The following is a 24,107-nucleotide window of genomic DNA, read 5'->3' as shown; positions in this document are numbered from 1 at the left end:
CAGCGCAGCGCGCGCCTTCGTCCTTGACAAGGTCGACCTCTTATCTTACTCGATATATATCTTAGTCACTAAGAGATTTAGCGACCGTAATTTCTCCTAGCACCACGGAAACGTCGGGAGCAAGTCATGTCCTATCGTCCCCGCAAGGCCCTGATCATCGGAGCCGGCATCGCCGGACCCGTCGCCGCGATCCTGCTGCGCCGCGCCGGCATCGAGTCCGCGATCTACGAGGCCTGGCCCTATTCCAAGGGCATCGGCGGCGGCCTCCAGATCGCACCGAACGGCATGCACGTGATGGACGAGATCGGCCTTGCGAACGAGCTGATCAGCCGCGGCTCGGTCGCGGAGGCCTTCGACTTCTATTCGCAAGGGGGCGAGAAGCTAGGCTCGATCAACCGCGACATGGCGCGGCGCTTCGGCCAGCCGGCCGTCAACATTTCCCGCGCGACGTTGAACGAGATCCTGATCGACAAGGCCTGGTGCGCCTGCGTCTCGCTCTATTTCGAGAAGCGCCTGATCAAGATCGAGGATCGCGGTGACCAGCCGATCATCGCCTACTTCTCCGACGGCACCACTGCCGAAGGCGACTTCCTGATCGGCGCCGACGGCGTGCATTCGGTGGTGCGCCGCCAAGTCGTGCCTGATGGCCCGCAGCCGTTCGACACCGGCCTGATCGGCTTCGGCGGCTTCGTGCCGCACGCCGTGCTCGACGGTAGATCAATCGGCCGGCACGTCGAGACCACGTTTGGCCAGAGCGGCTTCTTCGGCTACGGCTATTGCAGCCCGGATCCGAACGACGGCGTGATGTGGTGGAGCACCCAGCCCGCGCACGGCATGGACGCGGCGATGTTCCGCGCGCTCGACCACGCGACGCTGAAGCAGCATCTGCGCGGCTTCCACCGCGGCTGGCACGATCCGATCCCTGATATCATCGAAGCGGCCGAGAACATCGTCGTCACCGACACGCTCGATGTTGCGACCCTGCCGACCTGGTCGCGCAAGCGCTCGCTGCTGATCGGCGACGCCGCGCATGCGACCAGCCCCCATGCCGGCCAGGGCGCCTCGCTGGCGTTGGAGGACGCGATGCGGCTCGCGCGCCTGATGCAGGAGGGACAGGAGCTCGGCGCCACCTTCCAGGCCTTCGAGGCCGAACGCCGTCCACGCACCGAGAAGATCGTCGCGATGGCCCGCCGCAACGGCAACAGCAAGCGCGAGTTCAGCGCCACCGGCGCGTGGGTCCGCAATCGAATGCTGAAATGGCTGTTGCCGCTGGGCTCCAAGAGCATGGAGTTCATGTACGCGTATGATGCGCGGGCGGCGTAGGACTCCGCTGCCGTAGGGTGGGCAAAGCGAAGCGTGCCCACCATTGCTGATGCGATCGCAGAGAGATGGTGGGCACGGCGCGTTGCGCCTTTGCCCACCCTACGATGGCTCGCAAGCGGAAAGACCCTACCCTTCCATCCCGAACGTCAGCCCAGCGTTCTCGACCAGCCGCTTGATCAGCTTGTGCTGCATCGCCGCGCCCGGCGTCCAGAGACCGGCCACCACGTTCGGCGTGTCGCGCAACAGGCAGATCGCACATTCGGAGATGATCCTGGCCGTTGATGCATAGCCCGGATCAAGATCGCCCTTCACCGCCGCACGAACCTGACGGCCATCGGGCGCGATCGCGACATAGAGCAGGTCGTAATGGCCGTTGTCGCGCTCCGCCTTCGTCGGTCCCTCGCCGGGCTTGAGCGCCTCAGGGCCGGTCTTTTCGCTGTTGGCAACCATCACGCGCTTGGCGTTGGCCTGTCCCTCTTCCCCCGCGCCCGTCAGCACCATCTCGTCGTAGACGAAATCCCTGCCATACGGGAATCCCATCAGCATGTTGGAGCGGTGGACGTTGCGTGTATTGAGGGTCGCCATCGCGAACGGGGCGGACCAGGACTGCAGGTCCTCCTCGAACACGGGCTTGTTGCCGCGCGGCTGCTTGGGCCCTTCGAATCCAGGCGTGAATGCAAATGGATCCTTGAGGATCGACACCAGGCTAAGATCCTGCGCAACCGCTTCAAAGGTGACCCTTGCGCTCGCCGAGGTGCCGCCGGAGAACTTCCAGCTGATGTTGCGGACGCGCCCCTTGACGCGCGGCACTGGTGCTCCGAACACGCGCCTTGCTTCCTCCTGGACGAAGAACGCGCCGAGCTCAAAGGGAATCGAATCGAAGCCGCAGGAAAACATGATGCGCGCGCCGCTCGCCTTGGCGGCCGCCTCATGCCTGTCGATCATCTGCTTCAGCCAGATCGGCTCACCACAGAGATCCATGTAGTCGGTGCCCGACGCGACGCAGGCGGCAAGCAGATCGGACCCGTAAAGCTGGTACGGACCGACGGTGGTGACGATGAGCTTTGCCTGATCCACCATCGCCCGCAGCGACACAGGATCGGCGGCGTCCGCCACGATGAGCGGCGTGTCCTTGGGTGCACCGATCGCGTCGCGAACGGAGGCGAGCTTGTCCCTGCTGCGCCCCGCCATCGCCCAGGTCGGCGCGCCGCTACCTGCGTAATGCGCGGCGAGGTACTCGGCAACGAGCTGACCGGTGTAGCCGGTCGCACCGTAGACGACGATGTCGAACTTCGCGGACACGGATCACGCTTCCTGCTGGACCGCGGGCTTTAGCCTTCCACCCTGAACGTCAGCCCCGCGTTGTCCTGCAGCCGCTTGATCAGCTTGTGCTGCATCGCAGCGCCAGGCGTCCAGAAGCCGGCGGCAACATCGCTCGCGTCACGCAGCATGCAGATCGCGCATTCGGAGATCATCTTCGAGGTTGAGCCGTAGCCGGGATCGCGGTCACCGGTGACGCCGGCACGGACCATGCGGCCGTCGGGCGCGATCGCGACGTACAGGAGATTGAAGAGGCCCTTCTCCCGCTCCTCCTTCGACGGGCCCTCGCCCGGCTTCGGCGCGTTCGGGCCGGTCTTCTCGGCGTTGGCCGCCATCACGCGCTTGGCGTTGGCCTCGCCCTTCTCGCCGGGACCGGTCAAAACCATCTCGTCGTAGACGAAGTCCTGGCCGTAGGGAAAGCCCATCAGCATGTTGGAGCGATGGACGTTGCGGGTGTTGATCAGCGCCATCATGAACGGCGCGGCCCAGGACTGCAGGTCCTCCTCGAAGACCGCCCTGTTGCCCTTCGGCTGTTTCGGTCCGGTGAAGCCGGGCGTCAGCGCGAAGTGGTCGTTGAGGATGGCGACGAGGCTGAGATCCTTGGCGACAGCGTCGAAGGTCGCTTTCGCACTCGCCGCGGTGCCGCCCGACAGCGTGCCGCGCATGTCGCGGACGCGGCCCTTCACGCGCGCCGCCGGCGCGCCGAACACGCGCTTGGCTTCCTCCTGCACGAAGAACGTCCCGAGCTCGAACGGCACGGAATCATAACCGCAGGAAAACACGATGCGCGCGCCGCTTGCCTTGGCCGCCGCATCGTACTTGTCGATCATCTGCCGCATCCAGACCGGCTCGCCGCACAGATCGAAATAATCCGCACCCGCAGCGACGCAGGCAGCTAACAGGTCCTCGCCGTAGAATTGATAGGGACCGACCGTCGTGATCACCGACTTGGTCTGCGCCACCATCGCCTTCAGCGAGGCCGCGTCCGACGCATCCGCCACGATCAGCGGCGTGTCGGCGGGCGCGCCGATGGCATCACGCACCGATTTCAGCTTGTCGAGGCTGCGGCCCGCCATCGCCCATTTGAGCGCCTTGTCGTCCCCGTAATGCGCCGCCAGATATTCGGCGACGAGCTGGCCGGTGAAACCGGTCGCACCGTAGACGACGATGTCGAATTTCGCAGAGCTCATGACTGGCCTTTACTTCTTCGCGTAGCTCACGCCCATGCCGGCACGGACGTCGCTTTGAATACCATAGGGCGGGATCGGATAGCGCAGGCCATTCTTCGCCAGCGCCTTCATGCCCTCGATTGCCTTGGCGAGATGCGAAGGTTTCAGGGCCATCAGCATCTCCTCGTCCGGCACGCCGCCATAGCGCCGTTCGGCATAGCATGGCAAGGACAGGCTGGGCTCCCCGGTCTTGAGCGCCCGGCCCCAGGAATCCGCGCACGCGGTCTCGCCGACCACGCCCCATTCGAATTTCCTGTAGCCGGTATATTGCAGCCCGTTGATCAGGATGATCATCTGCCCCGGCGTCGCGTAGACGAGGCAGATGTCGGGCGGATCGAGCCGGCCGCTGGCGAGCGGACTGACCGCGAGCGCCTGATAGTGCCCGAACGGAACCACGTCCAGCGCCTCCTGGCGCTTGCGTGCGTCCTCCGCGGTGCCGTGCCAGACCCCGACATAGTTTTCGCCGGCGAGCCATTTGTCGTCCTGGGGGCTAAGCCCAATCACCGCGCGGCACTGCGCGCCGACCAGATCCTCGGCGGTGATGCCGACGGTCCAGCCGAGCCGCGCGGCCATGCTGACGATCTGGTCGGTGGTATGGATCGCGTTCGGCCGCCGGATCTTGGGGATCGCCTCCATGTCGGCAGCTTGCGCAAACAGCTTCATGCCGATCACCGTGGTCTTCAGCCGCAACAGGTTGTTGAGATCGGCGACGAGGCCGGCGAGATCGATCCTGTCTGCGCTCTGCTGCTGCATCGCGTCCTCCCGGCCGGCGGTCGCGCGCCGGTGCTGTGTTCTTGTTTTGCGACCCTCGTTCTAGTCCTTGGCCGGCCCCGGTAGCAACTCGCCGGTCCGGCCCATGATGCGGTACGCCAGGAGGCCGATCCATTCGCGCATGGCGACGTCGGTCTTGGCAAGCCCCTCGCCGCCGATGCGGGTGAACGCGAAGAGATCGTCGCGCCCGCCCATGCGCCAGTCCACGGGATAGGCCTCGACATCGAATCCGGCCTTGCGAAAGATTCCCATCGAGCGCGGCATGTGAAAGGCCGAGGTGACCAGCAGCCAGCGCTCGCCCGGCTTCGGCGACACCAATTGCCTGGTGAAGATCGCGTTCTCCCAGGTATTGCGGGAGTCGCGCTCGAGGATCAGGCGCTCCTTCGGGATGCCCAGGTTTTCCAGCACCGGTGCGGAGTAGTCGGCTTCCCTGGCCTCGGTCGAGACGAGGTTCGCAGTGCCTCCGGTGAAAACGATGCGTGCGTTGGGATAACGGCGGGCGAGATCAGCCGGCGCGAACAAGCGATCGGCTGCGTGCCGAACGACCGGCGTGCGATGCGCCGCCGACAGATCGGTGTCGACGGAGCCGCCGAGCACGATGATGCCGTCGGGCGCGCCCCGCGACGGGTCCCACTGCGGAAAGCGCGACTCCAGCGGATAGAGCAACAGATTTCCGAGCGGCGAGAACGCAGCCAGCGCCAGCAGGACCAGCGTGGTCACCGCAAGCTTGCGGCCAAGCGCGGCAAAGCGCGTCAGCATCAGCACCAGCGACAGGATGCCGAGCTCGACCAGGAGATTGATCGGCAGCAGCGCCATGCCGATTGTCTTGGACAGGACGAAATACAGGGGAGCCTCACTCGAATGATCGTGCCATGCGCGGGCTTGACCGGCCCGTCCATGATCGGAAATCTTCTTGAAAGAGGATCGCTCGCCGGGTCAAGCCCGGGCATGACGAGCAAAACCGATTGGACGGCCGCAAATGACCCATCACCACCTGCATTCAAGCCCTGAGACCTGCCATTGGGGCTTCTTCGAAGCCAAGCTCAAGCCGGTCCTGACGATCAAAAGCGGCGACGAGGTGACGGTCGACACCATCAGCGGCGGCCCCGACATGCTGCCCGACCGCGACAAGTTTCATATTCCGCCGGAGATGTACGAGGTCCATGCCAAAAGCGAGCGCATGCTGCCCGGCCACATCCTCACCGGTCCGATCGCGGTCGAGGGCGCCGAGCCCGGCGACGTGCTCGCGGTCGAGATCCTCGACGTCCAGCTCCGGCAGGATTGGGGCTGGAACATGATCAAGCCGCTGTCCGGCACCCTGCCCGACGACTTCCACGAGACGCGCATCCTCAACATTCCGCTGGACCGGACGCGGATGGTCGGCCGCCTGCCATGGGGCCTCGATCTGCCGCTCAAACCGTTCTTCGGCGTGATGGGCGTTTCGCCGCCACCTAGCTGGGGCCGCATCTCCTCGCTGGTCCCGCGCGCCATGGGCGGCAATCTCGACAACAAGGAGCTCGGCGCCGGCGCGACGCTCTATCTGCCGGTGTTCGTTCCGGGCGCGCTGTTCTCCTGCGGCGACGGCCATGGCGTGCAGGGCGACGGCGAGGTCTGCGTCACCGCGATCGAGACCGCGCTGCAGGGCCGCTTCCGCCTGACGCTGCGCAAGGATCTCAAGCTCGACTATCCCCGCGCCGAGACGGCCACGCACTACATGACCATGGCGATGGACCCCGACCTCGACCAGTGCGCTGTGCGCGCGCTGCGCGACATGATCGCGCTGCTCGGCGAGAGGCGAAACCTGTCACGCGAGGACGCCTACACCTTGTGCAGCCTGGCGGCCGATCTGCGGGTGACCCAGACCGTCAACGGCTCCAAGGGCATCCATTGCATGATCGAAAAGGCCATCGTGCACGGCTGAGCCGGCCCGCACCTCCTGCCCTGTCAACGCTACGCCGCCGCGCCGGTTTCCGCGCGGCGCGCTGCCGCGAGCCCGATTTCTCAAGCGATTCCAATGCGCTGAGCTAAGGCCCGAGACCGCATTTGACTTCCACCCCCGAACCTAAATAGAGTCTTAATCGTTACTTTTATGTACCCGAGTAAGAGGCTAGCGTTCGGGCCATGGCCACCGAAAAAGCCGAGACTGACCGTATTCCCGTAACCTTGGCGCTCTCGACCATCACCTATCTGGAGAAACTGGTGAGACAGGGCACCCACGGCACCAGCGTTCCCGGCGTCGCACGAACCTTGATCGAGGAAGGCATCCGTCTCGCCATCAAGGACGGGCTTCTGTCGATTCGCGACAATGGCAGGACGTGAGCGCGCGCCGGACGTGAGGCGGACGGATCTCGACAGGGCGGATGGCCGACATCTGCAACCTGGGACCGTTACCAATGCCTGTTCTCTCACCGACTTCTTCACCGACCTGGACCGACGAACGAATTGAACTTCTGAAGCAGCACTTCGAGGCCGGCCTCTCCTGCCGCGAGATCGCCGCCGACATCGGCGTCAGCCGCAATGCGGTCATCGGCAAGCTGTCCCGGCTCAATCTGACCCGCAGCCGCGCGGTCGAAGACCGCAGGCTCGAGCGAAGCCTCGCGCCGCCGGCGCGCGCGACACGCGCCGTGCCGCGACTGCAATATGAAATGCTCGCGACGATCTATGGCGAGACCGACGCGCCCGTGGTCGCCGGTCCCATCGACGACGCCAATCGCTGCTCGCTGCTGGAATTGTCCGAGAACCGCTGCCGCTGGCCGATCTCGACGCCGGGTGCGGAGGATTTCTGTTTCTGCGGCAATAGCGCGCCCGACGGCCAGTCCTATTGCGCCGGTCACAGCCGTCTCGCCTACCGGCCGAACTCGCGCGCCCGCATGATGCGCGGCTAGCATCGTGCTTGACGCGTTTCTTGACGCGAACCGGCCCCCAAAAGAAAAACCTCCGGCGGGGCATCACCGGAGGTTCCTGGAGGCTTAGCGTGAAGCTAAGAGCCGCAACTTTCGTATTTGGCTGAGAGCTATATAGCTGATTAACTCAGGTAAGTAAATAAGTTTGAAGACGATCGAATCGCATAGCTCGTCTTCGTCCCCTGCACAGGCCACCGGATTTTCCGAAAGCCTTCTCTTTAAGAAGAAGCCCCGGCGGTTTCCCGCCGGGGCTTCATCAGATCCGATAGACCGACCTTACCAGTTGCGCTGGGCGCGCAGCAGCAGGCTGTAGGTGTCCTGGTCCTTCAGCTCGTAGGTGGCCGCCGGCTTGGCGACGCCCGTCAGAGCACCGGTCGTGATCACGCCCGAATACTTCTGGTCGAGATGGCTGTAGGTGAAGTCAGCCGAGAAGGTCAGGTTCTTCACCGGCGTCCAGCGGGTGATGACACCCACCTGGCCGATGTTGAAGTCCGGGTTGCAGGTGCCGGTCAGGGTCGCGAACGCGGCGCTGCCGCAGATCAGGCTCTTCGCCGTGCCGCTGTAATTGACCGCAGCCCACGCGCCGTAGACGGCCGTGTTCCAGAACGGGCTCCAGTTGTGGGTGTAGGCACCACGGAAGCCGTAGGTCTTGGTCAGCTCGAGGCCGCCGCCCGGACCGAACACCGCGTCAGACACGCCGGCAAAGCCGATGCTCTGATACGCCGCGTTCGAGCTGCCGAACATCGAGTAGCTGGTCGCTGCTAGCTCCTGGAAGTTGTAGCGGCTCGCGCCCTCGGTGTAGACGCCCGAGACGTTGATCACGTCGCCGGCACCGGTCGGGATGTTCTTGATCTGCAAGGCGAGCTGAACGGCCCAGCCCCACTTGTCTTCGGGATGACCGGTGACTTCGGTCGCGCCGTAGTAACCGACATGGTTGTCGTGCGCGGCGACCGACGCCTGGAACAGGCCCCAGGCCTGGTCGACGCGGACCATGCCGACGATGTCGGGAGCACGGGAGCCGCCCAGGTTGTTCGAGCCGTAGGCACCGCCGAGGACGCCGGTGGTCGACATGCCGGCGGTGTTCCAGATGTTGGTCTGGAAGACCTGCGTCTGGTCCTGCACCGAGAACGCGGCCGTCACGCCCTGGCCGAAATCGGCCGTGTAGGTGGCCTGAACGACGCCATTGGTGGTGCCGCTGCCGCCGACGAGCTGGTCGAAGTTGTTGCCGGGATAGTTGATCCAGGGCGCGTCGAACTGCGAGACGGCCTTACCCAGGGTGAAGCCGGCGAACTGGATGAAGGCGTAGTAGACGCCGAGCGCGCCGCCGGAGATGCCGCCGTCGGTGCCGTTGACGGCACCGCCGCTCGAGCCCGTGAGGCCGGTCCCCGCAGCATTGAGGCCGATCGTGCTGCTGTACTGGGTGCCGCCCGTGGCCGAACCGGTGCCGCCATAGTTGCCGGTCGTCCAGGTGAAGACCGCGTCGAAATAGGTGCGGACCACGCCGTACTCGGTCGCGGTGCGCGTGTCGATGTTGAGATCTTCACGAGCACGCATCGAGTAGTAGTTGGTGAGCCGGTTATTGGCCGCGAATACGCCGTTGTACTGGGCGCTGTAGTTGCCGCCGGCATTGAGCGCCACTTCGGCACGCAGATAGCCGCCGAGCTTGATGCAGGTGTCGCTGCCCGGGATGTAGTAGAAACCCGCGCCGTAGAGCGAGCAGATCTTCACGTACTCGACCGCCTTGGCCTTGACCGGAAGATCGGCTGCCTGAGCTCCGCCGACGGCGATCAGACCCGCCGCAGTGCCGAGCAAAAGGCTCTTCACCATTTTCATTTAAAACCTCCAAGTTGCTCATTTTGCGGAGACTGGACCGTGAGGCCCCCCAGATCCCCGTCTCTTCAAATCCGCTCGGCCGCTTCGCGCTTTCGGACACACCCGCTTTCGACGCGAGGGACGTGAGCGAACCACCTGCAACGGGACGATCGAGTACCCCCCACCGTCAGGCGCCAATATGCCTTCGCCATTACGCTAATCAAAATAGTTTATTTAATCAGCTTTGTGGTTTCACTAAACCTGTGCCCCGGGCGCAACACCCGGGCGGGGCGAATATGCTGACCGGCTCATCTTTGTAGTTTTAGTGACAAGATTACCCTGCTCTGCACTTGCGTCAGGGCAGGCTTGCGTGGACTATGCCCTCCGCACGAACACCGGCCTGAAGAATCATTTCACGGGAGTGATGCTGTGTCCGCGACGAGGAAAGAAGGAGCGCGCCTGCGCTCCATCGGCAATCTGGATATCATCAGGCGCTTCACCTGGGAGATATCCTCGATCAACATGTATCTGGAGGAGCTGCGTCAGTTCTGGGCGAGGACGCTCGGCATCAGCGGCCCGCAATGGTTGATCCTGATGGCGATCTCCGACCTCGACAAGGACGACGGCGTGCCCGTCAACGTGGTCTCCAAGCTGCTCCACGTCGATCCCTCGTTCGTCACCACCCAGTCCAAGCTGCTGGAGAAGAAGGGCCTGCTCCGCCGGCGGCCCTCGCCGACCGACGCCCGCGTAGTGCGGCTGTCCCTGGTCGACAAGACCCAGAAGCACATCGCGAGCCTCAACGAGCAGTACAAGACGATTCGCGAATTCGTCTTCCAGGAGTTCGACGAGAACGAGCTGACGGAATTCACCGGGAAGCTCGCGACGCTGAAGACCCGGCTGGAGAAGGCCTGCGTCCGGATCTCGCTCGATTTCTGAGAGCCGAGGTCGCGCTCAGGCGCGCCGTCCAGCGCCCAGCCGCGTCTCCAGCCAGTCGAAGATGTATTCGTTGGCAAGGCTCGGATTGTCCGCATGGGCCTGGGCCGCGCCGGTCTCCGTGGCGGTGAACACCTTCAGCGCGATGTCGGAGCTGCCGAGCCGGGACTTCTGGACGATCTGACGCGCCCGGTCGGCCTTGAGCCAGCCATCCTCGCCGAGCGTGATCAGCACCGGACAATCGGCGCTGGAGGCCATCAGCGGCGCATGCGGCACCGGGACGATGCTGAGGTCGCTCATCGCAAATCGGCTGGCGAAGAAGGATCGTTCGTGCAGATCCCAGAGGCCGCCGTCGCAGACCGCCGCAGCCAGCCGCGGCTCCTGCAACACCGCGCGCGCCACGAACGAGGAGCCCCACCCGTCCGCCACGATGGCGACGCGGTCGAAATCGACGTCGTCGCGCGTCTCCAGATAATCCATGACGCTCGCAATCGCGCTCTCGAGGTCGCGGCGCTGCAGAAGCGTATCGGTGTAGTCGTCGCGCTGGTCGCCGAGCAGGTCCAGCGCCAGCATCGACAGTCCGCGCTCGCGCGCATGCGGCGCGAGCTTGAACAGGAATTCCTCCTTGCGGTGTCCGGGCTCGCCGATGCAGATCACGGTCGGCGCCCTTCGCCGCGCCGACGGCGCCGGCAGGAAGTAGCCCTGCAACGCATGATCCTCGACCCAGGGAATCGTCACGACTTCGCCGGCCGGCGCGCGCGCCGTGAGATAGCGGCGGGCGCATTCCTGCATCGCCAGCACCGCAACCCAGCGGCGCTCGTCGGCCGGATCGAGCGGCATCGCCGCCGCACCATAGTAGTTGAGGGCCCGCAGCCAGTTGCGCTGCGCGGTTGCCATGTGGCCTTCCGCGAACGCGGCCTCGGCACGGTGGCGATTGGTCCGCGCGAGCTTCTTCCACTCGCGATGCCAGGACTGCTCGTCGCCCCGCTTGAGCTGCCGCGCGATCATCAGGCATTCCGCGATCGTGGCGCCGCCCTCCTGGGCCGCGGTGAGGAGCCGCGTGAATTCAGCGGAGATGTCCTCTCTCTCCGGGCAAAGGATCCAGTCGTCGGAGAGGCATGCGGGCATCATCGGGAGCTACGCTCTATCATCGCGTTACCCCTGATTGACTAAACTATTTTGGTTCGCCGACCAAGCTGTCGCGGGCGACATTACAGGCGTTTGAGATCACCATCGCTTGAATGACGCTTGAACGATGGGCCATGTCGCATGCGTGACATTCCAATTCGTCATAGGGCTGCCAATACTGGCAAGAGGTGGCACGTCAAATGACCCGCGCACCTCTTGCCATGACGATCATCATACCCATATCGGCGCGTCGCCGGCCGCCGCGGCGAAGCAGACTCAACCGAGTCGCCAGCCGACCTCCTGGGTAAAGCTTTCGTAGAAGGCGCGCTCATAGGCCTGCTCCGGCGTGGTGCGGACGCGCTCGTCGAGGCGTTTGGCGTCCTCGCCGACAAGGATGCGCCAGCGCTCCACCTTGACGCCGTCGAGGATGATCTTCGCGGCCTGCGCGGCCGTCGTCGGCGCATCCTCCAGGAAGCTGCGGGCGCGCTCGGCGAACGCCGCCTGGATGTCCTCGTCCGCCATCTTGTCGGCATCCGGCACGCCGGCCGCGACCATGCGCTTGCGGGTCAGCGCGACCTCGTCGGCGTTGAGCCGCTCCGAACCGTCCGCGCTCTGCACCTTGCGCGAATTGGAAACGATCGAGGTGCCGATATGGCCTGGCATGACCACCGAGCATTTGACGTGCGGGGCGTGCAGGCGCAGGTCGTTGATCAGCGCTTCGGTAAATCCCTTCACCGCGAACTTGGCCGAGCTGTAGGCGGTGTGCGCCTGGTTCATGCCGATCGAGGCCCAGAAGCCGTTGACGCTGGCGGTGTTGACGATGTGAGCTTCGTCGGCCGCGACCAGCATCGGCAGGAAGGTGCGCACGCCGAGATAGACCCCGCCCCAGCAGATGCTGAAGGTGCGCTCCCACTGCTCGCGCGTGTTGGTGAACAGGCTGCCGCCGCCGCCGATGCCGGCATTGTTGAACAAGAGATGGATCCTGTCCGTCTTCTGCTGCTCGGCGAGCTCGTCGCGGAAGCGCTTGAGGTGATCTTCAATCGCGACATCGGCGACATGCGTCGTGACGCGCAATCCCTGCGGCAGCTTCTCGACCTCGCAGAGCCGTTTGGTCTCGGCCATCGCGGCCTCCGAGACGTCGCACATCGCGACGTTGCAGCCTTCGGCAACGAGCTGCCGCGCGAGCTCGCGCCCCATTCCCGTGCCGCCGCCGGTGACGACCGCGATCTTTCCAGCAAAATCCTTCATGGGACTTTCGGCCCCTCCCTTTATCGGTGTGTTTCTTGTCACTGCGCCGTTCGTCGGCGCGCGCAAAATGTAGCAGCGCCGCATCCGCAGGTAAAAGCGGATCGGCGCTGCCGTTCGATGTCCGTTATTTCGGCGTGCGGACTATTCGGCCGCCGCGATGCGCGGCCCGTTTAGCGCGCCAAGGCCTTCCAGCGCCTTGCGGATCGCGGCCTGCTGCGTGCTTGATGCCTCCGGCATCGGCGCGCGCGGATATGTCCTGGGCAGTCCCTGGAGCGTCTGTGCGTAACGCGTGCAGGCCGGTAGATTGTCGGCAATGACCGCGTTCCACACCGTCAGCAGCTTCTTGTGCAGGTCGAGCGCGCGCGGATGGTCGCCCGCCTTCACCGCATCCCACAGCGCGACGGAGGCATGCGGCGCCGCGGTCAGGATCGCGGCGATCGAGCCATGGGCCCCGAGCGTGTAGGACGGATACATCAGGGCATCGACGGCGCTGTAGATCAGCTTGTCGGGCGCCATCATCATCAAGTCCGCGAACAGTTTTAAATCGCCCGCGCTCTGCTTGACGCCGACGACCAGCGGCACCTCGGTCATGATCCGCGTCAACAGCGCCGGCGAGAGATACGACCACGGCACGACGTTGTAGATGATGATGGGCATGCCGGTCTCGTCCGCCATGGCGCGGAAATGCGCGACCATCGCCTCGTCGTCCGGCTTGAACAAATAGTGCACCGGCGTGACCTGGAGCGCTGCGACATTCATGTCGCGGACCAGCTTGCCGCGGCGGATCGCATCGCGCGTGGAGTCGACGATGATGCCCGCGATCACGGGAATGCGTCCCTTCACCGCCTCAACCGTCGCGGCCACGAGGTCGCGATATTCCTCGTGGTCGAGCGTGTGGCCCTCGCCGGTGGAACCGCCGGCCGCAACGCCGTGCACGCCGGCGCCGATCATCCAGTCGACCTGGGGCGCCACGAGCTCAAAGTCGATCTCGCCGTCTTTCCGGAACGGCGTCGTCATCGGCGGGATCACGCCGGTCGGTCGTACCTTCATGGTCCGCCCTCGCGTTTCCTGTGTGCTGCGGCAGCCCCGCTCTTTTGACGAGTGTCCCGCAACTTCACGAATCGTATCGGCCGCGCGGGCCTTGTGAAGTGGCTCATACGCGGCGCAGCCCTGACAATCGATCATTCCTGGGTGTTTGGCTGCGGGTTCCCCGTATTTGTCCGGCTTCGGGTTAATGGCAATTTTTTTACAATCCGAATCGTCAAATGAAGGTGGACGCTGGGTCGAGTCGTCCAGGCCAGCGTGTTGTTTGTGTCACAGGCTCTGGCACTCCGCTTGCATCCTCTTCGTGGTCTGAAACTACCGATGAGGTGACAGGAATGTTCGTGACCGTCGTTGCCGTGCTCTGCCGGCTAGGTGCATCTGCCTCGGGCGCTTGCGTCGAGGAAATCGTGACCGACAGCAACATGACGCCCGAAATGTCGATGATGCAGTGTGCAATCGGTGCACAGGCACCGCTGGCGAAATGGATGGGCGAACATCCGATCTATCACGCTAACTGGCGCCTCGAGCGCTACAAATGCGTGCCGGGTCACTACGAGATCAAGGGCCACGCCTGAAGGCCCCGCAAAACTACTGGTACCGGGTCGACGGAAACCAGGACGACTGATCTAGGAGGAAACGCCCCGGGGGCCGCCTTGTCCCTCCACGCGGGCACCGCCAGCGCCGGACCGTTCGCGGCAGCGCTCTGTGACAATGATCACGCTGTTCCCCTTAAGCCACCTCACGCAAGATGATCGCACGCGCCCGCCGTCCCTCTGGCGTCGGCATCAGCGCATAATTATGCGGCTGGTCACGCAACAGATGCAGCTCGACCGGCACACCCACGGTCCTCGCCCGCTCCGCGAGATCGACGCTGTCGGGGTAAAGTAGATCGCGCGTCCCAGTGAAGATCGTCATCGGCGCCAGCGCGCGGAACGCGCCGTTGAGCGGACTGACGAAGGGATGGCCGACGTCGAGCTCTCCGGCATAGAGCCGTCCCGCTTCAATGATCCCCGGAATGTCCTGGATCGGATCGCGCGCAGCGATCGCGACCTGCTCCGGACGGCTGACCGACGCATCGGCCGCGGGCGAGATCAGCATCAGCCGGCTTGGCTGCCGATGGCCGCGATCGCGCAGCCACTGGCAGGCCGCGAGCGCGAGCCCCGCGCCGGCGGAGTTGCCGACCACCGTGACCTTTGCGGACCCTGCGTCTTCCAGCAGCATGCGTAACAGCTCCGCCGTCGCCGGCACGACATCCTTCGCGGTCGCGCGCGGCGCCAGCGGATAGATCGGCACGACGCAGCACACGCGCGCCTTGCGCGTCATCTCCCCGACGAAGCGCCAATGCGCCGGCACGATCTCGTTGATGAAGCCGCCGCCATGCAGGAACATGACGTAGTTGCAGCCCTCGTGTCCCGAAGACGGCGCGGTGTAATAGACCGACCAGCCGCCCATCTTCGTCAACGTTGCCTCGACGCCGCGGCCAAGCCCCGTCGGCTCGAACGTTACAGGCTCCAATGCGAGCTTCTGCACGTGCGCCTGCACGGCCTCGGCTGATGCGAGCTGCTCCTTGAACGGAAGAAGGCGCAGCAGCAGATTGAAAGCGCGGCTTTGCAGGCTTGGTGCAGGATCGCGCCGGGCCGATGGACTGAACGCGCAACCGCCCGGGCAGAACTGCAAGGCCGACACGATCCTGGCAACGCTCATGGCCACATCCCCATCTGGCTCTTTTCGAAACGGCGACAAAGAGGCTTGCCGACCCGCCGCCACTTGTCGATATAATGCGAGCATTCGCTCGCTTTTCCTACTCGCATTCAGATCACAAGGCCGTGGCCCGCAAACCGCCCACAAAACCCCGGAAAAATGCCTTGCAGGAGCGCTCTCGCGCCACCGTCGACGCATTGGTCGAGGCAACTGCTCGCATTCTGGTCAAGGAAGGCTTTGAGAAGGCGAGCACCAACCGCATCGCCGAAATCGCCGGCGTCAGCGTCGGCTCGCTCTATCAATACTTTCCAAGCAAGGAAGCGCTCGTCGCCGCCGTGATCGACCGCCACAACGAGGAGATCATGGCCATCGTCCGCACGGCGCTCCTTGAGGTCGCCGACCTCCCGATCGACAAGGCCGTGCGAAAAACTCGTCACCGTCGCGATCGAAGCCCACCGCATCAATCCGAAACTACATCGGGTGCTCGCCGAGCAGATCCCGCGCACCGGCCAGCTCAAGGACGTCGAAGCCTTCAACCGCGAGGTCCACACCCTCGTCCGCACCTATCTCGAGAGCCGCCGCAAGGAGATGCGCAAGGTGGACGTTGATGTCGCAACCTTCATCTGCGTCAGCGCGATCGAGTCGGTCGCGCACAACACGGTGCTGAACCACGCGGAGATGCTGACGGAGAAGACGGTGCGGACGCTGGTGGACGAGACGACAAGGATGGTGGTGGGGTATTTGAGGTAGGTGGAGCGATGCCCGAAACCTCGACACGCTTGCTAAAATGCGAGGAAGGGTTGCGCCTCATAGCGCGAAGAAAAATATGCACGTCCACAAAATCAGAAAACCTTATGGAGCGCACTGATTGAGTATGCCGACTAGCTTCGGCTTGCCGCTCCCGATGCTCATTCCCTCGAACCCGAGGAATATAGGTGCCTCATACGCGGCCTGAATCGCCACACCAACATTCTCCCCCTTGCGAAGGGCGACTATTTCCTGTTGTGACAGACTGTATGCGACATTGAACAGCCCGTTTTGAATCCGCTTGGAATTAGGACTCAGTCGATACACCTGCCCATCGATCAAAAGAGAATGGGCGGCCATATTCATTAGTTCAGTATCCCTGCGAAGAGTATCGAAGATAGCCAGCAAGACTGCGCGGCGTTTTTCGCAGTAGATGATGAACTTGTTTATTCCAGATTCCTCGGTTGTTCGCTGTCCTTTCAGATAAAGTTGTCCGTCCGTACTTTCAATTGTCCAGACAGGTCGGGTTCGCCCATTGTTGACGACATTCAGCCGCTCCAAAGTCGCTTTGTCGATTTCCTGCATCCCGTCAGGGCTCGCGGCGGCGCCCAACGTGAATAGATCTGGATCAACATCCATTGAGCGCATGTATTCTACTGCCAAGGCGGAAACGACTTGAGCAGTTCCTTCAATGCGCGCATCGGCTCGCAGCGACTTGAATTGGTGAACGCCGTATCGGGACCCGCGCTTCAAATACCTGAATTGGCCGCCCAAATAGGCGTATGCGCACGCGCTGTAACAGCCGCCCTCATCAATATCGAAGGACTTTGAAGAGAATGGTGATTTCCGACCGATATCGGTGGAGAACCCATATTTTCGGAACAGGCGGCCGAGTTCTATTCCAGCAGCCAAGCTTCCACCGGGTGAGTTCAGGTAGACAATAGACCGGTCGGGAATACGATTCTGCGTTACATATCGCTCGAACCGCTGGGGTGCGTCGGGATCGATGTCTCCGTCCAAAAAGACGAACCACCGACTGCCCGCTATCTCATTGGGTAGCTCCGGCGGGAATCCCTTTACAGTCATGTTCGATTGCGCATCCGCTGAGCCCGACTGAAAAGCCAATAAGAGAGCGAGCGCGTAAATCTTTCGCCGCACCATGGCTTTCATAAGCTGCGCCATCGATTCAATTCCTGCATCAAACGCCACAAAGTAGCGTGAGACCACAGGCCGTCGCTACACCTTTTGGTAGAAGCAAGCCTGACGCACCGCAAATCGCTTCGGAAAAACGCCATTCCATCAATGGCATCGCTACTGTGCATGGGGTTGTTTTCGGGAATTTTGGCTTGCCGACCACCGAAGCAGCCACCCGCCGCCGACCGTCGCGCACGCGTCCCTGGCCAGCACGAGCCCTACGCCCCGGTCAATCCGCCCGACAGATGCTTTGAGAAAAATGGTCGGAGCGAGAGGATTTGAACCTCCGACCCCTAGTCTCCCAGACTAGTGCGCTAACCGGGCTGCGCCACGCTCCGAACGCCGTTCCATTAGCTAGGATCGCCGCTTTGCGCAAGGCGAGGTCACACCATTTTGGTGTGTCCCCGGCCAAAGCCCCCGGAACAGGCCACAAAGCCGGCGAAACGCGCCCCTACCCGTCCTTCAGCGCCTGATCCAGCATTTCCCGGCAGGCGACGAGGTCGGCGAGCGCCCGGCCGAGACGCTCCCGGTCCAGCGCGCTGGGGCCGGCGGGCGCGGCGGGGGCGCCGCCCTTGCGGAAGGTGGTGAGGATTTCCTCGTCGTCGACCTCGGTGAAGCGGAAGTCGATGCCTTCCTCCTCATCCCCCTGATAGTCGTCATCGTCGGCATCGGCGATACCCTTGATCGGGCCCTCGTCGTCCGGCTCGATCAGGCTCGCGCCGATGGCGTCCTCGATGGCGCCGAACGAGACCGCGGCCGCGCCGTCAGCGAGGCCCTGCACCGATTTGACGCCGTGCTCCTTCAGGATCCGCTGCACCCCGCGGATGGTATATCCCTCCCCGTAGAGCAGCCGGCGGATGCCCTTGAGCAGGTCGACGTCGTCGGGGCGGTAATAGCGGCGGCCGCCGCTGCGCTTCATCGGCTTGATCTGGGAGAATCGGGTCTCCCAGAACCGCAGCACGTGCTGCGGAATGTCGAGTTCCTGCGCTACTTCGCTGATGGTTCGGAACGCATCCGGCGCCTTGTCCAAATGCCAATCCTTTCCGAAAGGCGGTTACGCCTCGGGTTGAACCTTGCTGCCGTCGCCGTTGGTGCGGTGCTGCGCGTTGATCCGCTGCTTCAGGATCGCGGACGGCTTGAACACCATGACGCGGCGCGGCGAGATCGGCACCTCGGTGCCGGTCTTCGGATTGCGGCCGATACGCTGGCCCTTCTTGCGCACCATGAAGGAACCGAACGAGGACAGCTTCACCGTCTCGCCCTTTTCAAGGCAGTCGGTGATCTCCTTCAGCACGAGTTCCACGAACGCAGACGACTCCGTCCGCGACAGGCCCACCTTCTGGTAGACGGCTTCGCAGAGATCCACACGCGTTACGGTTTTACTTTGATCGGTCATCGCCCTGCCCCACATCACGGCGAACAATTGTTGTCTGAAATTATGAGGTTACGATACGGCGGTCAACAGCGCTCATCAATGCAGACGCATCGATAATCGCAGCTGATTCCGGCAAAATTTTATCAACTGTGGCGCTACCAGCGCACCAGCGCTGAACCCCAGGTAAAGCCGCCGCCCATCGCTTCCAGGAGGACCAGGTCGCCCTTCTTGATGCGGCCGTCCTTGCGCGCCACCGCCAGCGCCAGGGGAATCGAGGCGGCCGAAGTGTTGCCGTGACGGTCCACCGTCAGCACCACCTTCTCCGGCGCGATATGCAGCTTGTGGGCGGACGCGTCGATGATTCGCTTGTTGGCCTGGTGCGGCACGAACCAGTTGATGCTGTCGGCATTGAGCCCAGTCGCCTCGAAGGCATCGACGATCACGTCGGTGATCATGCCGACCGCATGCTTGAAGACCTCGCGGCCTTCCATGCGTAAGTGCCCGACGGTCTGGGTCGAGGACGGTCCGCCGTCGACGAACAGTTTTGCCTTGTGGCGGCCGTCGGAGCGCAAATGGGTGGTGACGACGCCGCGGTCGGTCGCGGCATTGCCCGGCTGCTCCTGCGCCTCCAGCACGACCGCGCCGGCGCCGTCGCCGAACAGCACGCAGGTGCCGCGGTCGTTCCAGTCGAGGATGCGCGAGAAGGTCTCCGCGCCGATCACCAGCGCGCGCTTGTAGGCACCGGTGCGCAGGAAATTGTCTGCGGTCGCGAGCGCGAACACGAAGCCCGAGCACACCGCCTGAAGGTCGAAGGCCGCGCCATGGTCGATGCCGAGCCCGTGCTGCACGGCGACCGCCGTTGCAGGGAACGTGTTGTCGGGCGTCGAGGTCGCCAGCACGATCAGCTCGATCGACTGCGCGTCCACGCCGGCGTCGGTGAGCGCCGCCTGCGCCGCCTTGATCGCGAGATGCGAGGTGAACTCGCCCTCGGCCGCGATGTGCCGCTCGCGAATGCCGGTGCGCTGGACGATCCACTCGTCGGACGTGTCGATACGCGCCGCCAATTGGGCGTTGGTCACCACCTGCTCCGGCAGGTAGGAGCCGCAGCCGAGCACGACCGAACGAATTTGAGTCACGAAACAGCCTCCTGCGCGGCCTGCACGGAACTGAGTGCACCACCCTCGCGGTTGAGCATCTGATTGATCTTGTTCAGGAGATCGAATTTGACCATGTCATAGCCAACATCGATCGCGTAGGCAAAGCCTTCGGCGTTGATTCCGCCATGGCTCTTGACCACGACGCCTTTCAAACCCAGGAACACGCCACCATTGGACTTGTTGGGGTCCATCTTGTCGCGCAGGGCCTGGAAGGCATTGCGGGCGAAGAGGTAGCCGAGCTTGGACAACCAGCTCCGCTGCAGCTCGTTCCTGAGCAGTTCCGCCATCTGCCGTGCGGTTCCCTCGGCGGTCTTGAGCGCGATGTTGCCGCTGAAACCCTCGGTCACGATCACGTCGGCCAGCCCCTTGCCGATGCCGTCGCCCTCGACGAACCCGATATAGTCGAGCTCCGGCAGGTTCCGCGCGCGCAGGATCTCGCTGGCCTCGCGGATCTCCTCGTGGCCCTTGATCTCCTCGGCGCCAATGTTGAGGAGGCCGACGGTGGGCCGTTTCTTGTTGAACAGCACGCTCGCCATGGCCGCGCCCATGACGGCCAGCGACACCAGATGGTGCGCATCACCGCCGAGGGTGGCGCCGAGGTCGAGCACGACGGACTGGCCGCGCTTGGTCGGCCAGATCGCGGAGATGGCCGGGCGGTCGATGCCGGGCAGCGTGCGTAGATGGAAGCGCGACATCGCCATCAGCGCGCCGGTATTGCCGGCGGAGACCGCGACATCGGCCTCGCCCTTCTTCACCGCGTCGATGGCAAGCCACATCGAGGAGGTCTTGCGGCCGCGCCGCAGCGCCTGGCTCGGCTTGTCGTGCATGCTGACGGCGACGTCGGTATGGATGATCTTCGAGGCGGCCTTGAGCTGGGGATGCTTCTCGAGCTCGGGCTCGATCTTGGCCCGGTCGCCGACCAGCAGGAACTCGGTGTCGCGATGCCTGCCAAGCGAGATGGCCGCGCCTGGAATGACCACGGCGGCGCCGTCGTCGCCCCCCATGGCGTCAAGCGCGATACGAACCTTGCTGGGCATGAAAGTCCTGGAAACCTGGTCTGGTGCGGTCATGAACGAGCGGGGCCGCAAATGGGTTCGCCATGGATATGGCGACCGGCCAAGCGCCACGCCGCACCCGGACCGGGGCGCGACAATAGCGTTTTGTTATCCCGAAACAACCTCTTGCCCCCAGCCTTTTGCTTTCAGGGCGATCCGGCGGCGGATCGGCGAATTCGCCGGAAACGTATAGAAATCAAACAGATAAATCTGACTCTCAAACCACCGCCGCAAACGCCTGCTGCGCGGTGGCAGCGGTCTTACGGGGAATCGGCAGCTACTGGTCCTTTTTGTTGTCCTGGAGCGCCTTCAGCGCCGCGAACGGATGGTCCTCCGGATCGGGGGCGGTGACCTCCGCCTCGAACACGGCCCCCTCCTTGCGCGGATAGGGGTCGATCGCCAGGAACAGGGCATCGGTGGCGAGCCGGCCGAGGTCGATGACCCCGTTGAGGATGGCCTCCGGCGGATCGGCCACCTCCGGCGGCTCCTCGTTGTCCTGCCCGTCCTCGATCAGGTCCGCCAGCCGCCGCGCCTCGGCCTCGGGGGCGAACATCAGGTCCACCTCCTCGTCGATCTCGCTCTCGATCGGATCGAGCGTGACCACGCAGGTCTGGCCGATCCGGGCGCGGACGAGCCCCGTCACCTGGACTCTGCCGCCGCTCTTGGGCACGACGTCGAAGCTGGCGTGAGCGGACAGGATCTCCCGGAGGCCTGCGAGCTCCGCCATGGCCTGCCGCTCGGCCGCCGATGCCTCGAGCTCGCGATGCAGGCCGGTGTCAGGGATCTGCGCAACGATGACGGGCGCCCGCCAGGGATCGGGCGACGGTGTGGTGTTGGGTCGATTCATGGCGTGACACCCTCCCTGAACGCCGGGGGAAATTTGAAGGACGCACCAAGCAGTGCGGCCTCGCCGGTCCGGCCAAGATCGGCCTCGGTCGCCCTGGCATAGGCCGCGAGCTGCCGGGCCTGGTCCATGCCGGCGCCGTTCAAGATATTCTTGCAGATCGCCGCCGCCAGCGCCTCACCGCCGCCGTCCATGGCCTGGTCGTAAGCCTGGACGCGGCCGTAGAAGGCCTCGCCGAAGGCCCGCATCCGCTTCGGCACGGTCTGGTCGCCCACGCCCATCTCGCGCAGATTGTCGTCCATGTCCTCGCAGAAGCGATCGAACAGCGCCTGAGACAGCTCTGTGGCGCCCTGGACAGTGCGCAGGCGGCGCAAGAGCAGCCACAGATGCAGCAGCAACAGGTCGAAACGCCCGTTAACCGTGTCCGGCGCGCCCAAGTCGCGGTAAAATATGGGTTCTCGCGCCTGCGTCACGATCATGCCATAGATGGCTTCAATGGTGCCCGGGGCTAGCCGGGGTTTCCTGAAGTGATTGAACGGCCAAAGCATTGTGGTTTCCGCAAGCGGGCGCGCGCGTGTTGCATTCAGAGCCTCCGCCCGGTACTTCAGCGCCTCGCGCGACGCAAGGGGACGGAATCAGTTCCGCTATGACGATAACGAACCAGACCGGCCAGCGCGCAGACAAGCGGCGCGGCCTTCATGCACGTTGGCGCGGCCTGCGCGTGGCGGCCGCAGCAGCCTTGCTCGGCGTGGCGCTTGCGGGCTGCACGGGCGAGCAATTCCAGAAGGGCTACATCCTGCCGCCCGGCGCGCTGGAGCAGATCCCGATCGGGGCGAGCCAGGACCAGGTGCTGATCGTGATGGGCACGCCCTCCACGGTCGCCACCCTCGACGGAGAGGTCTTCTATTACATCTCGCAGCGCTCGGAGCGCATGGTCGCCTTCATGAACCAGAAGGTGGTCGATCAGCGCGTGATCGCGATCTATTTCGACAAGAACCGGCGCGTGCGCCGGCTGGCGAATTACGGCCTCCAGGACGGCAAGATCTTCGACTTCATCAGCCGCACCACGCCGACATCGGGCCAGGAGATGAGCTACCTCACGCCGATCTTCAAGCTGCTCAGCTTTAACTGAGCCTTCAGCCTGCGGCGTCGTGCCGCTATCCGCGCGGCGCTTGCCGTCGCGCGCGACTTGCCGTTGCGCAACGGGTTCCCTACGCTCCCTGCAAAACAAGAAGCAGGGAGTGGATTCGTGCCTAAGCCTTTGTTGTTGTCCCGCCGTCGCGTGCTCGCCGGTGCTGCCGGCCTTTCGGCCGCAACGATCCTGCCGCGATCGAGCCTGGCGGACTGGAAGCCCACTGAGAACGTCCGCCTCGTCGTACCGGCTGCGGCCGGCGGCTCGACCGACGTCATGGGCCGGCTGCTGGCCGCCCATCTTCAAACCGTCTGGGGCCAGTCGGCCGTCGTGGAGAACCGCTCCGGCGGCGGCGGCACGATCGGCACCGCCGAGGTGGTCCGCGCCAAGCCCGATGGTCACACCATCCTGGTCGGCAATCCCGGTCCGAACGCGATCGCCTACAGCATCTTCAAGAACCTGACCTACAAGCCGGACCAGCTCCAGCCGGTCTCCAACATGATCCGGATCCCGAACATCGTGTCGGCCCATCCGAAGACCGGCATCAAGTCGATCGCCGAGCTGATCGCGTACCTGAAGGCCAATCCGGACAAGCTCAGCTACGCCTCCTCCGGCGTCGGCCAGAGCCCTCACCTCACCGGCGCCTGGTTCCTCCAGCTCACCGGGCTGAAGATGACGCACATCCCGTTCCGCGGCGCGGGCCCCGCGCTCCAGGCCGCACTCGCCGGCGACATCCAGATCCTGTTCGACAATCTCTATCCGAGCCTGCCTCAGGTGCAGAACGGCACGCTCAACGGTCTCTGCGTCACCACGACCGAGCGCAGCGACCTCGCGCCGAACCTGCCGACCATGCGCGAGAGCGCGCCGGAGCTCGCTAATTTCGACATATCGTCCTGGTTCTCGGTGTTCCTGCCGAAGGGGGTCTCACCCGAGGTGCTCAACGCGCTCAATCTTCAGGTGAAGGCGATGTTGGAGCGTGACGACATCAAGAAGCAGATCGCCGCCATGGGCGCCCGCGCCGATTACGGCACCCCGCAGCAGTTCGCCGACTTCGTGGACGCCGAGACGAAGAAGTTCGCCGGCATCATCCAGAAGGAAGGGCTGCAGATGGATGTGCAGTGACGCGCAGCGTCATTCCGGGGCGGCTCGAAAGAGCCGAACCCGGAATCTCGAGATTCCGGGTTCGGTCCT

At 64.1% G+C, this 24,107-nt stretch carries 25 protein-coding genes, 1 tRNA gene and 1 pseudogene; 10 read left to right on the top strand and 17 right to left on the bottom strand.

The genetic code is table 11. From position 1 onward, the window contains the following. The first annotated feature begins 126 nt into the window (after positions 1-126). Positions 127-1,323, top strand: coding sequence for an FAD-dependent monooxygenase (locus JQ635_RS20180; protein WP_211411543.1), 1,197 nt, complete (start codon positions 127-129; stop codon positions 1,321-1,323). Positions 1,324-1,449: 126 nt separating this feature from the next. Here the strand turns inward: JQ635_RS20180 and JQ635_RS20175 are convergent, their stop codons facing one another. From JQ635_RS20175 to JQ635_RS20160, 4 genes are read right to left on the bottom strand one after another with little or no spacing between them, the layout of a single operon-like run. Further along, on the bottom strand, positions 1,450-2,625 hold the full coding sequence (locus JQ635_RS20175) for a saccharopine dehydrogenase family protein (RefSeq protein ID WP_211411542.1): 1,176 nt from the start codon (positions 2,623-2,625) through the stop codon (positions 1,450-1,452). Between the two features lie 29 nt (positions 2,626-2,654). Beyond that, the gene (locus JQ635_RS20170) at positions 2,655-3,833 is read right to left on the bottom strand and encodes a saccharopine dehydrogenase family protein (RefSeq protein ID WP_211411541.1); all 1,179 of its coding nucleotides are present in this window, start codon (positions 3,831-3,833) and stop codon (positions 2,655-2,657) included. A 9-nt stretch (positions 3,834-3,842) separates the two neighbouring features. Next, positions 3,843-4,625: a DUF169 domain-containing protein gene (locus tag JQ635_RS20165; protein WP_211411540.1), complete on the bottom strand. Its 783-nt coding sequence runs from the start codon at positions 4,623-4,625 to the stop codon at positions 3,843-3,845. 60 nt (positions 4,626-4,685) lie between these two features. Continuing rightward, positions 4,686-5,459, bottom strand: coding sequence for a YdcF family protein (locus tag JQ635_RS20160; protein ID WP_211411539.1), 774 nt, complete (start codon positions 5,457-5,459; stop codon positions 4,686-4,688). A 163-nt stretch (positions 5,460-5,622) separates the two neighbouring features. Between JQ635_RS20160 and JQ635_RS20155 the strand changes: the two genes are divergently transcribed. The 3 genes from JQ635_RS20155 (at position 5,623) to JQ635_RS20145 (ending at position 7,528) form a co-directional block, all read left to right on the top strand. Further along, complete coding sequence (locus JQ635_RS20155) at positions 5,623-6,564, top strand: acetamidase/formamidase family protein (protein ID WP_211411538.1); 942 nt, start codon at positions 5,623-5,625, stop codon at positions 6,562-6,564. Positions 6,565-6,764: 200 nt separating this feature from the next. Further along, on the top strand, positions 6,765-6,962 hold the full coding sequence (locus JQ635_RS20150) for a hypothetical protein (protein WP_007603456.1): 198 nt from the start codon (positions 6,765-6,767) through the stop codon (positions 6,960-6,962). A 74-nt stretch (positions 6,963-7,036) separates the two neighbouring features. After that, the gene (locus tag JQ635_RS20145; RefSeq protein ID WP_211411537.1) at positions 7,037-7,528 is read left to right on the top strand and encodes a GcrA family cell cycle regulator; all 492 of its coding nucleotides are present in this window, start codon (positions 7,037-7,039) and stop codon (positions 7,526-7,528) included. Positions 7,529-7,822: 294 nt separating this feature from the next. Here the strand turns inward: JQ635_RS20145 and JQ635_RS20140 are convergent, their stop codons facing one another. Then, the gene (locus JQ635_RS20140; RefSeq protein ID WP_211411536.1) at positions 7,823-9,379 is read right to left on the bottom strand and encodes a porin; all 1,557 of its coding nucleotides are present in this window, start codon (positions 9,377-9,379) and stop codon (positions 7,823-7,825) included. A 408-nt stretch (positions 9,380-9,787) separates the two neighbouring features. Between JQ635_RS20140 and JQ635_RS20135 the strand changes: the two genes are divergently transcribed. Continuing rightward, entirely contained in the window at positions 9,788-10,294 is a 507-nt protein-coding gene (locus JQ635_RS20135; protein WP_211411535.1) for a MarR family winged helix-turn-helix transcriptional regulator, read from the top strand. 15 nt (positions 10,295-10,309) lie between these two features. Here the strand turns inward: JQ635_RS20135 and JQ635_RS20130 are convergent, their stop codons facing one another. From JQ635_RS20130 to JQ635_RS20120, 3 genes are all read right to left on the bottom strand, one after another. Further along, positions 10,310-11,422 carry an alpha/beta hydrolase family protein gene (locus tag JQ635_RS20130; RefSeq protein WP_211411534.1) on the bottom strand — a complete coding sequence of 371 codons (1,113 nt, stop codon included), beginning with the start codon at positions 11,420-11,422 and terminating at the stop codon, positions 10,310-10,312. Between the two features lie 273 nt (positions 11,423-11,695). Continuing rightward, positions 11,696-12,667 carry an SDR family oxidoreductase gene (locus JQ635_RS20125; protein ID WP_211411533.1) on the bottom strand — a complete coding sequence of 324 codons (972 nt, stop codon included), beginning with the start codon at positions 12,665-12,667 and terminating at the stop codon, positions 11,696-11,698. Between the two features lie 141 nt (positions 12,668-12,808). Then, positions 12,809-13,717 (bottom strand): dihydrodipicolinate synthase family protein, encoded by a 909-nt coding sequence (locus JQ635_RS20120; RefSeq protein WP_211411532.1) that lies wholly within the window; start codon positions 13,715-13,717, stop codon positions 12,809-12,811. Positions 13,718-14,046: 329 nt separating this feature from the next. Here JQ635_RS20120 and JQ635_RS20115 point away from each other — a divergent pair, with 329 nt between their 5' ends. Then, the gene (locus JQ635_RS20115; protein ID WP_027547402.1) at positions 14,047-14,286 is read left to right on the top strand and encodes a hypothetical protein; all 240 of its coding nucleotides are present in this window, start codon (positions 14,047-14,049) and stop codon (positions 14,284-14,286) included. Positions 14,287-14,440: 154 nt separating this feature from the next. Here the strand turns inward: JQ635_RS20115 and JQ635_RS20110 are convergent, their stop codons facing one another. Further along, positions 14,441-15,415 carry an alpha/beta fold hydrolase gene (locus tag JQ635_RS20110; protein ID WP_211411531.1) on the bottom strand — a complete coding sequence of 325 codons (975 nt, stop codon included), beginning with the start codon at positions 15,413-15,415 and terminating at the stop codon, positions 14,441-14,443. A gap of 74 nt (positions 15,416-15,489) precedes the next feature. Here JQ635_RS20110 and JQ635_RS39005 point away from each other — a divergent pair. Beyond that, a pseudogene (locus JQ635_RS39005) lies at positions 15,490-15,690 on the top strand (TetR/AcrR family transcriptional regulator); the annotation flags it as partial. A 202-nt stretch (positions 15,691-15,892) separates the two neighbouring features. After that, positions 15,893-16,162 carry a hypothetical protein gene (locus JQ635_RS39000; RefSeq protein WP_349631874.1) on the top strand — a complete coding sequence of 90 codons (270 nt, stop codon included), beginning with the start codon at positions 15,893-15,895 and terminating at the stop codon, positions 16,160-16,162. Positions 16,163-16,264: 102 nt separating this feature from the next. Here the strand turns inward: JQ635_RS39000 and JQ635_RS20100 are convergent, their stop codons facing one another. The 8 genes from JQ635_RS20100 to JQ635_RS20065 all read right to left on the bottom strand — a co-directional run bounded on the left by JQ635_RS20100 (position 16,265) and on the right by JQ635_RS20065 (position 22,332). Then, positions 16,265-17,341: a hypothetical protein gene (locus tag JQ635_RS20100; protein ID WP_211411530.1), complete on the bottom strand. Its 1,077-nt coding sequence runs from the start codon at positions 17,339-17,341 to the stop codon at positions 16,265-16,267. 272 nt (positions 17,342-17,613) lie between these two features. Next, positions 17,614-17,691, bottom strand: a tRNA-Pro gene (locus JQ635_RS20095). Positions 17,692-17,804: 113 nt separating this feature from the next. Continuing rightward, entirely contained in the window at positions 17,805-18,383 is a 579-nt protein-coding gene (locus tag JQ635_RS20090; RefSeq protein WP_211411529.1) for a MerR family transcriptional regulator, read from the bottom strand. A 24-nt stretch (positions 18,384-18,407) separates the two neighbouring features. Next, positions 18,408-18,749 (bottom strand): integration host factor subunit alpha, encoded by a 342-nt coding sequence (locus JQ635_RS20085; RefSeq protein WP_026311906.1) that lies wholly within the window; start codon positions 18,747-18,749, stop codon positions 18,408-18,410. Positions 18,750-18,883: 134 nt separating this feature from the next. After that, positions 18,884-19,864: a beta-ketoacyl-ACP synthase III gene (locus tag JQ635_RS20080; RefSeq protein WP_211411528.1), complete on the bottom strand. Its 981-nt coding sequence runs from the start codon at positions 19,862-19,864 to the stop codon at positions 18,884-18,886. After that, positions 19,861-20,922, bottom strand: a complete 1,062-nt coding sequence (plsX, locus tag JQ635_RS20075) for a phosphate acyltransferase PlsX (RefSeq protein WP_211411527.1) — start codon at positions 20,920-20,922, stop codon at positions 19,861-19,863. Before plsX ends, JQ635_RS20080 begins: the two co-directional genes overlap by 4 nt. A gap of 295 nt (positions 20,923-21,217) precedes the next feature. Then, a complete protein-coding gene (locus tag JQ635_RS20070; RefSeq protein ID WP_211411526.1) occupies positions 21,218-21,787 on the bottom strand; it encodes a YceD family protein in 570 nt (189 codons plus the stop codon). Further along, positions 21,784-22,332, bottom strand: coding sequence for a ubiquinol-cytochrome C chaperone family protein (locus tag JQ635_RS20065; protein ID WP_211411525.1), 549 nt, complete (start codon positions 22,330-22,332; stop codon positions 21,784-21,786). The genes JQ635_RS20070 and JQ635_RS20065 overlap by 4 nt, the downstream gene beginning before the upstream one ends. 98 nt (positions 22,333-22,430) lie before the next feature. Between JQ635_RS20065 and JQ635_RS20060 the strand changes: the two genes are divergently transcribed. Next, on the top strand, positions 22,431-22,916 hold the full coding sequence (locus JQ635_RS20060) for an outer membrane protein assembly factor BamE (RefSeq protein ID WP_211411524.1): 486 nt from the start codon (positions 22,431-22,433) through the stop codon (positions 22,914-22,916). A gap of 117 nt (positions 22,917-23,033) precedes the next feature. After that, entirely contained in the window at positions 23,034-24,038 is a 1,005-nt protein-coding gene (locus tag JQ635_RS20055; protein WP_211411523.1) for a Bug family tripartite tricarboxylate transporter substrate binding protein, read from the top strand. The last annotated feature ends 69 nt before the right edge of the window (positions 24,039-24,107 follow it).

The sequence above is a fragment of the Bradyrhizobium iriomotense genome (genome assembly GCF_018130765.1).
Classification (GTDB): Bacteria; Pseudomonadota; Alphaproteobacteria; order Rhizobiales; family Xanthobacteraceae; genus Bradyrhizobium; species Bradyrhizobium iriomotense_A.
Note: the sequence above shows the minus strand (reverse complement) of the source record. Positions and strands in the feature narration are given on the sequence as shown.

Coding starts and splice junctions, on each gene's coding strand:
- plsX (WP_211411527.1), bottom strand. CDS start 20,922: ATGCCCAGCAAGGTTCGTATCGCGCTTGACGCCATGGGGGGCGACGAC.
- JQ635_RS20125 (WP_211411533.1), bottom strand. CDS start 12,667: ATGAAGGATTTTGCTGGAAAGATCGCGGTCGTCACCGGCGGCGGCACG.
- JQ635_RS20155 (WP_211411538.1), top strand. CDS start 5,623: ATGACCCATCACCACCTGCATTCAAGCCCTGAGACCTGCCATTGGGGC.
- JQ635_RS20160 (WP_211411539.1), bottom strand. CDS start 5,459: ATGGCGCTGCTGCCGATCAATCTCCTGGTCGAGCTCGGCATCCTGTCG.
- JQ635_RS20120 (WP_211411532.1), bottom strand. CDS start 13,717: ATGAAGGTACGACCGACCGGCGTGATCCCGCCGATGACGACGCCGTTC.
- JQ635_RS20145 (WP_211411537.1), top strand. CDS start 7,037: ATGCCTGTTCTCTCACCGACTTCTTCACCGACCTGGACCGACGAACGA.
- JQ635_RS20100 (WP_211411530.1), bottom strand. CDS start 17,341: ATGGCGCAGCTTATGAAAGCCATGGTGCGGCGAAAGATTTACGCGCTC.
- JQ635_RS20060 (WP_211411524.1), top strand. CDS start 22,431: ATGACGATAACGAACCAGACCGGCCAGCGCGCAGACAAGCGGCGCGGC.
- JQ635_RS20180 (WP_211411543.1), top strand. CDS start 127: ATGTCCTATCGTCCCCGCAAGGCCCTGATCATCGGAGCCGGCATCGCC.
- JQ635_RS20085 (WP_026311906.1), bottom strand. CDS start 18,749: ATGACCGATCAAAGTAAAACCGTAACGCGTGTGGATCTCTGCGAAGCC.
- JQ635_RS20170 (WP_211411541.1), bottom strand. CDS start 3,833: ATGAGCTCTGCGAAATTCGACATCGTCGTCTACGGTGCGACCGGTTTC.
- JQ635_RS20140 (WP_211411536.1), bottom strand. CDS start 9,379: ATGAAAATGGTGAAGAGCCTTTTGCTCGGCACTGCGGCGGGTCTGATC.
- JQ635_RS20130 (WP_211411534.1), bottom strand. CDS start 11,422: ATGATGCCCGCATGCCTCTCCGACGACTGGATCCTTTGCCCGGAGAGA.
- JQ635_RS20165 (WP_211411540.1), bottom strand. CDS start 4,625: ATGCAGCAGCAGAGCGCAGACAGGATCGATCTCGCCGGCCTCGTCGCC.
- JQ635_RS20065 (WP_211411525.1), bottom strand. CDS start 22,332: ATGCTTTGGCCGTTCAATCACTTCAGGAAACCCCGGCTAGCCCCGGGC.
- JQ635_RS20150 (WP_007603456.1), top strand. CDS start 6,765: ATGGCCACCGAAAAAGCCGAGACTGACCGTATTCCCGTAACCTTGGCG.
- JQ635_RS20115 (WP_027547402.1), top strand. CDS start 14,047: ATGTTCGTGACCGTCGTTGCCGTGCTCTGCCGGCTAGGTGCATCTGCC.
- JQ635_RS20070 (WP_211411526.1), bottom strand. CDS start 21,787: ATGAATCGACCCAACACCACACCGTCGCCCGATCCCTGGCGGGCGCCC.
- JQ635_RS20110 (WP_211411531.1), bottom strand. CDS start 15,415: ATGAGCGTTGCCAGGATCGTGTCGGCCTTGCAGTTCTGCCCGGGCGGT.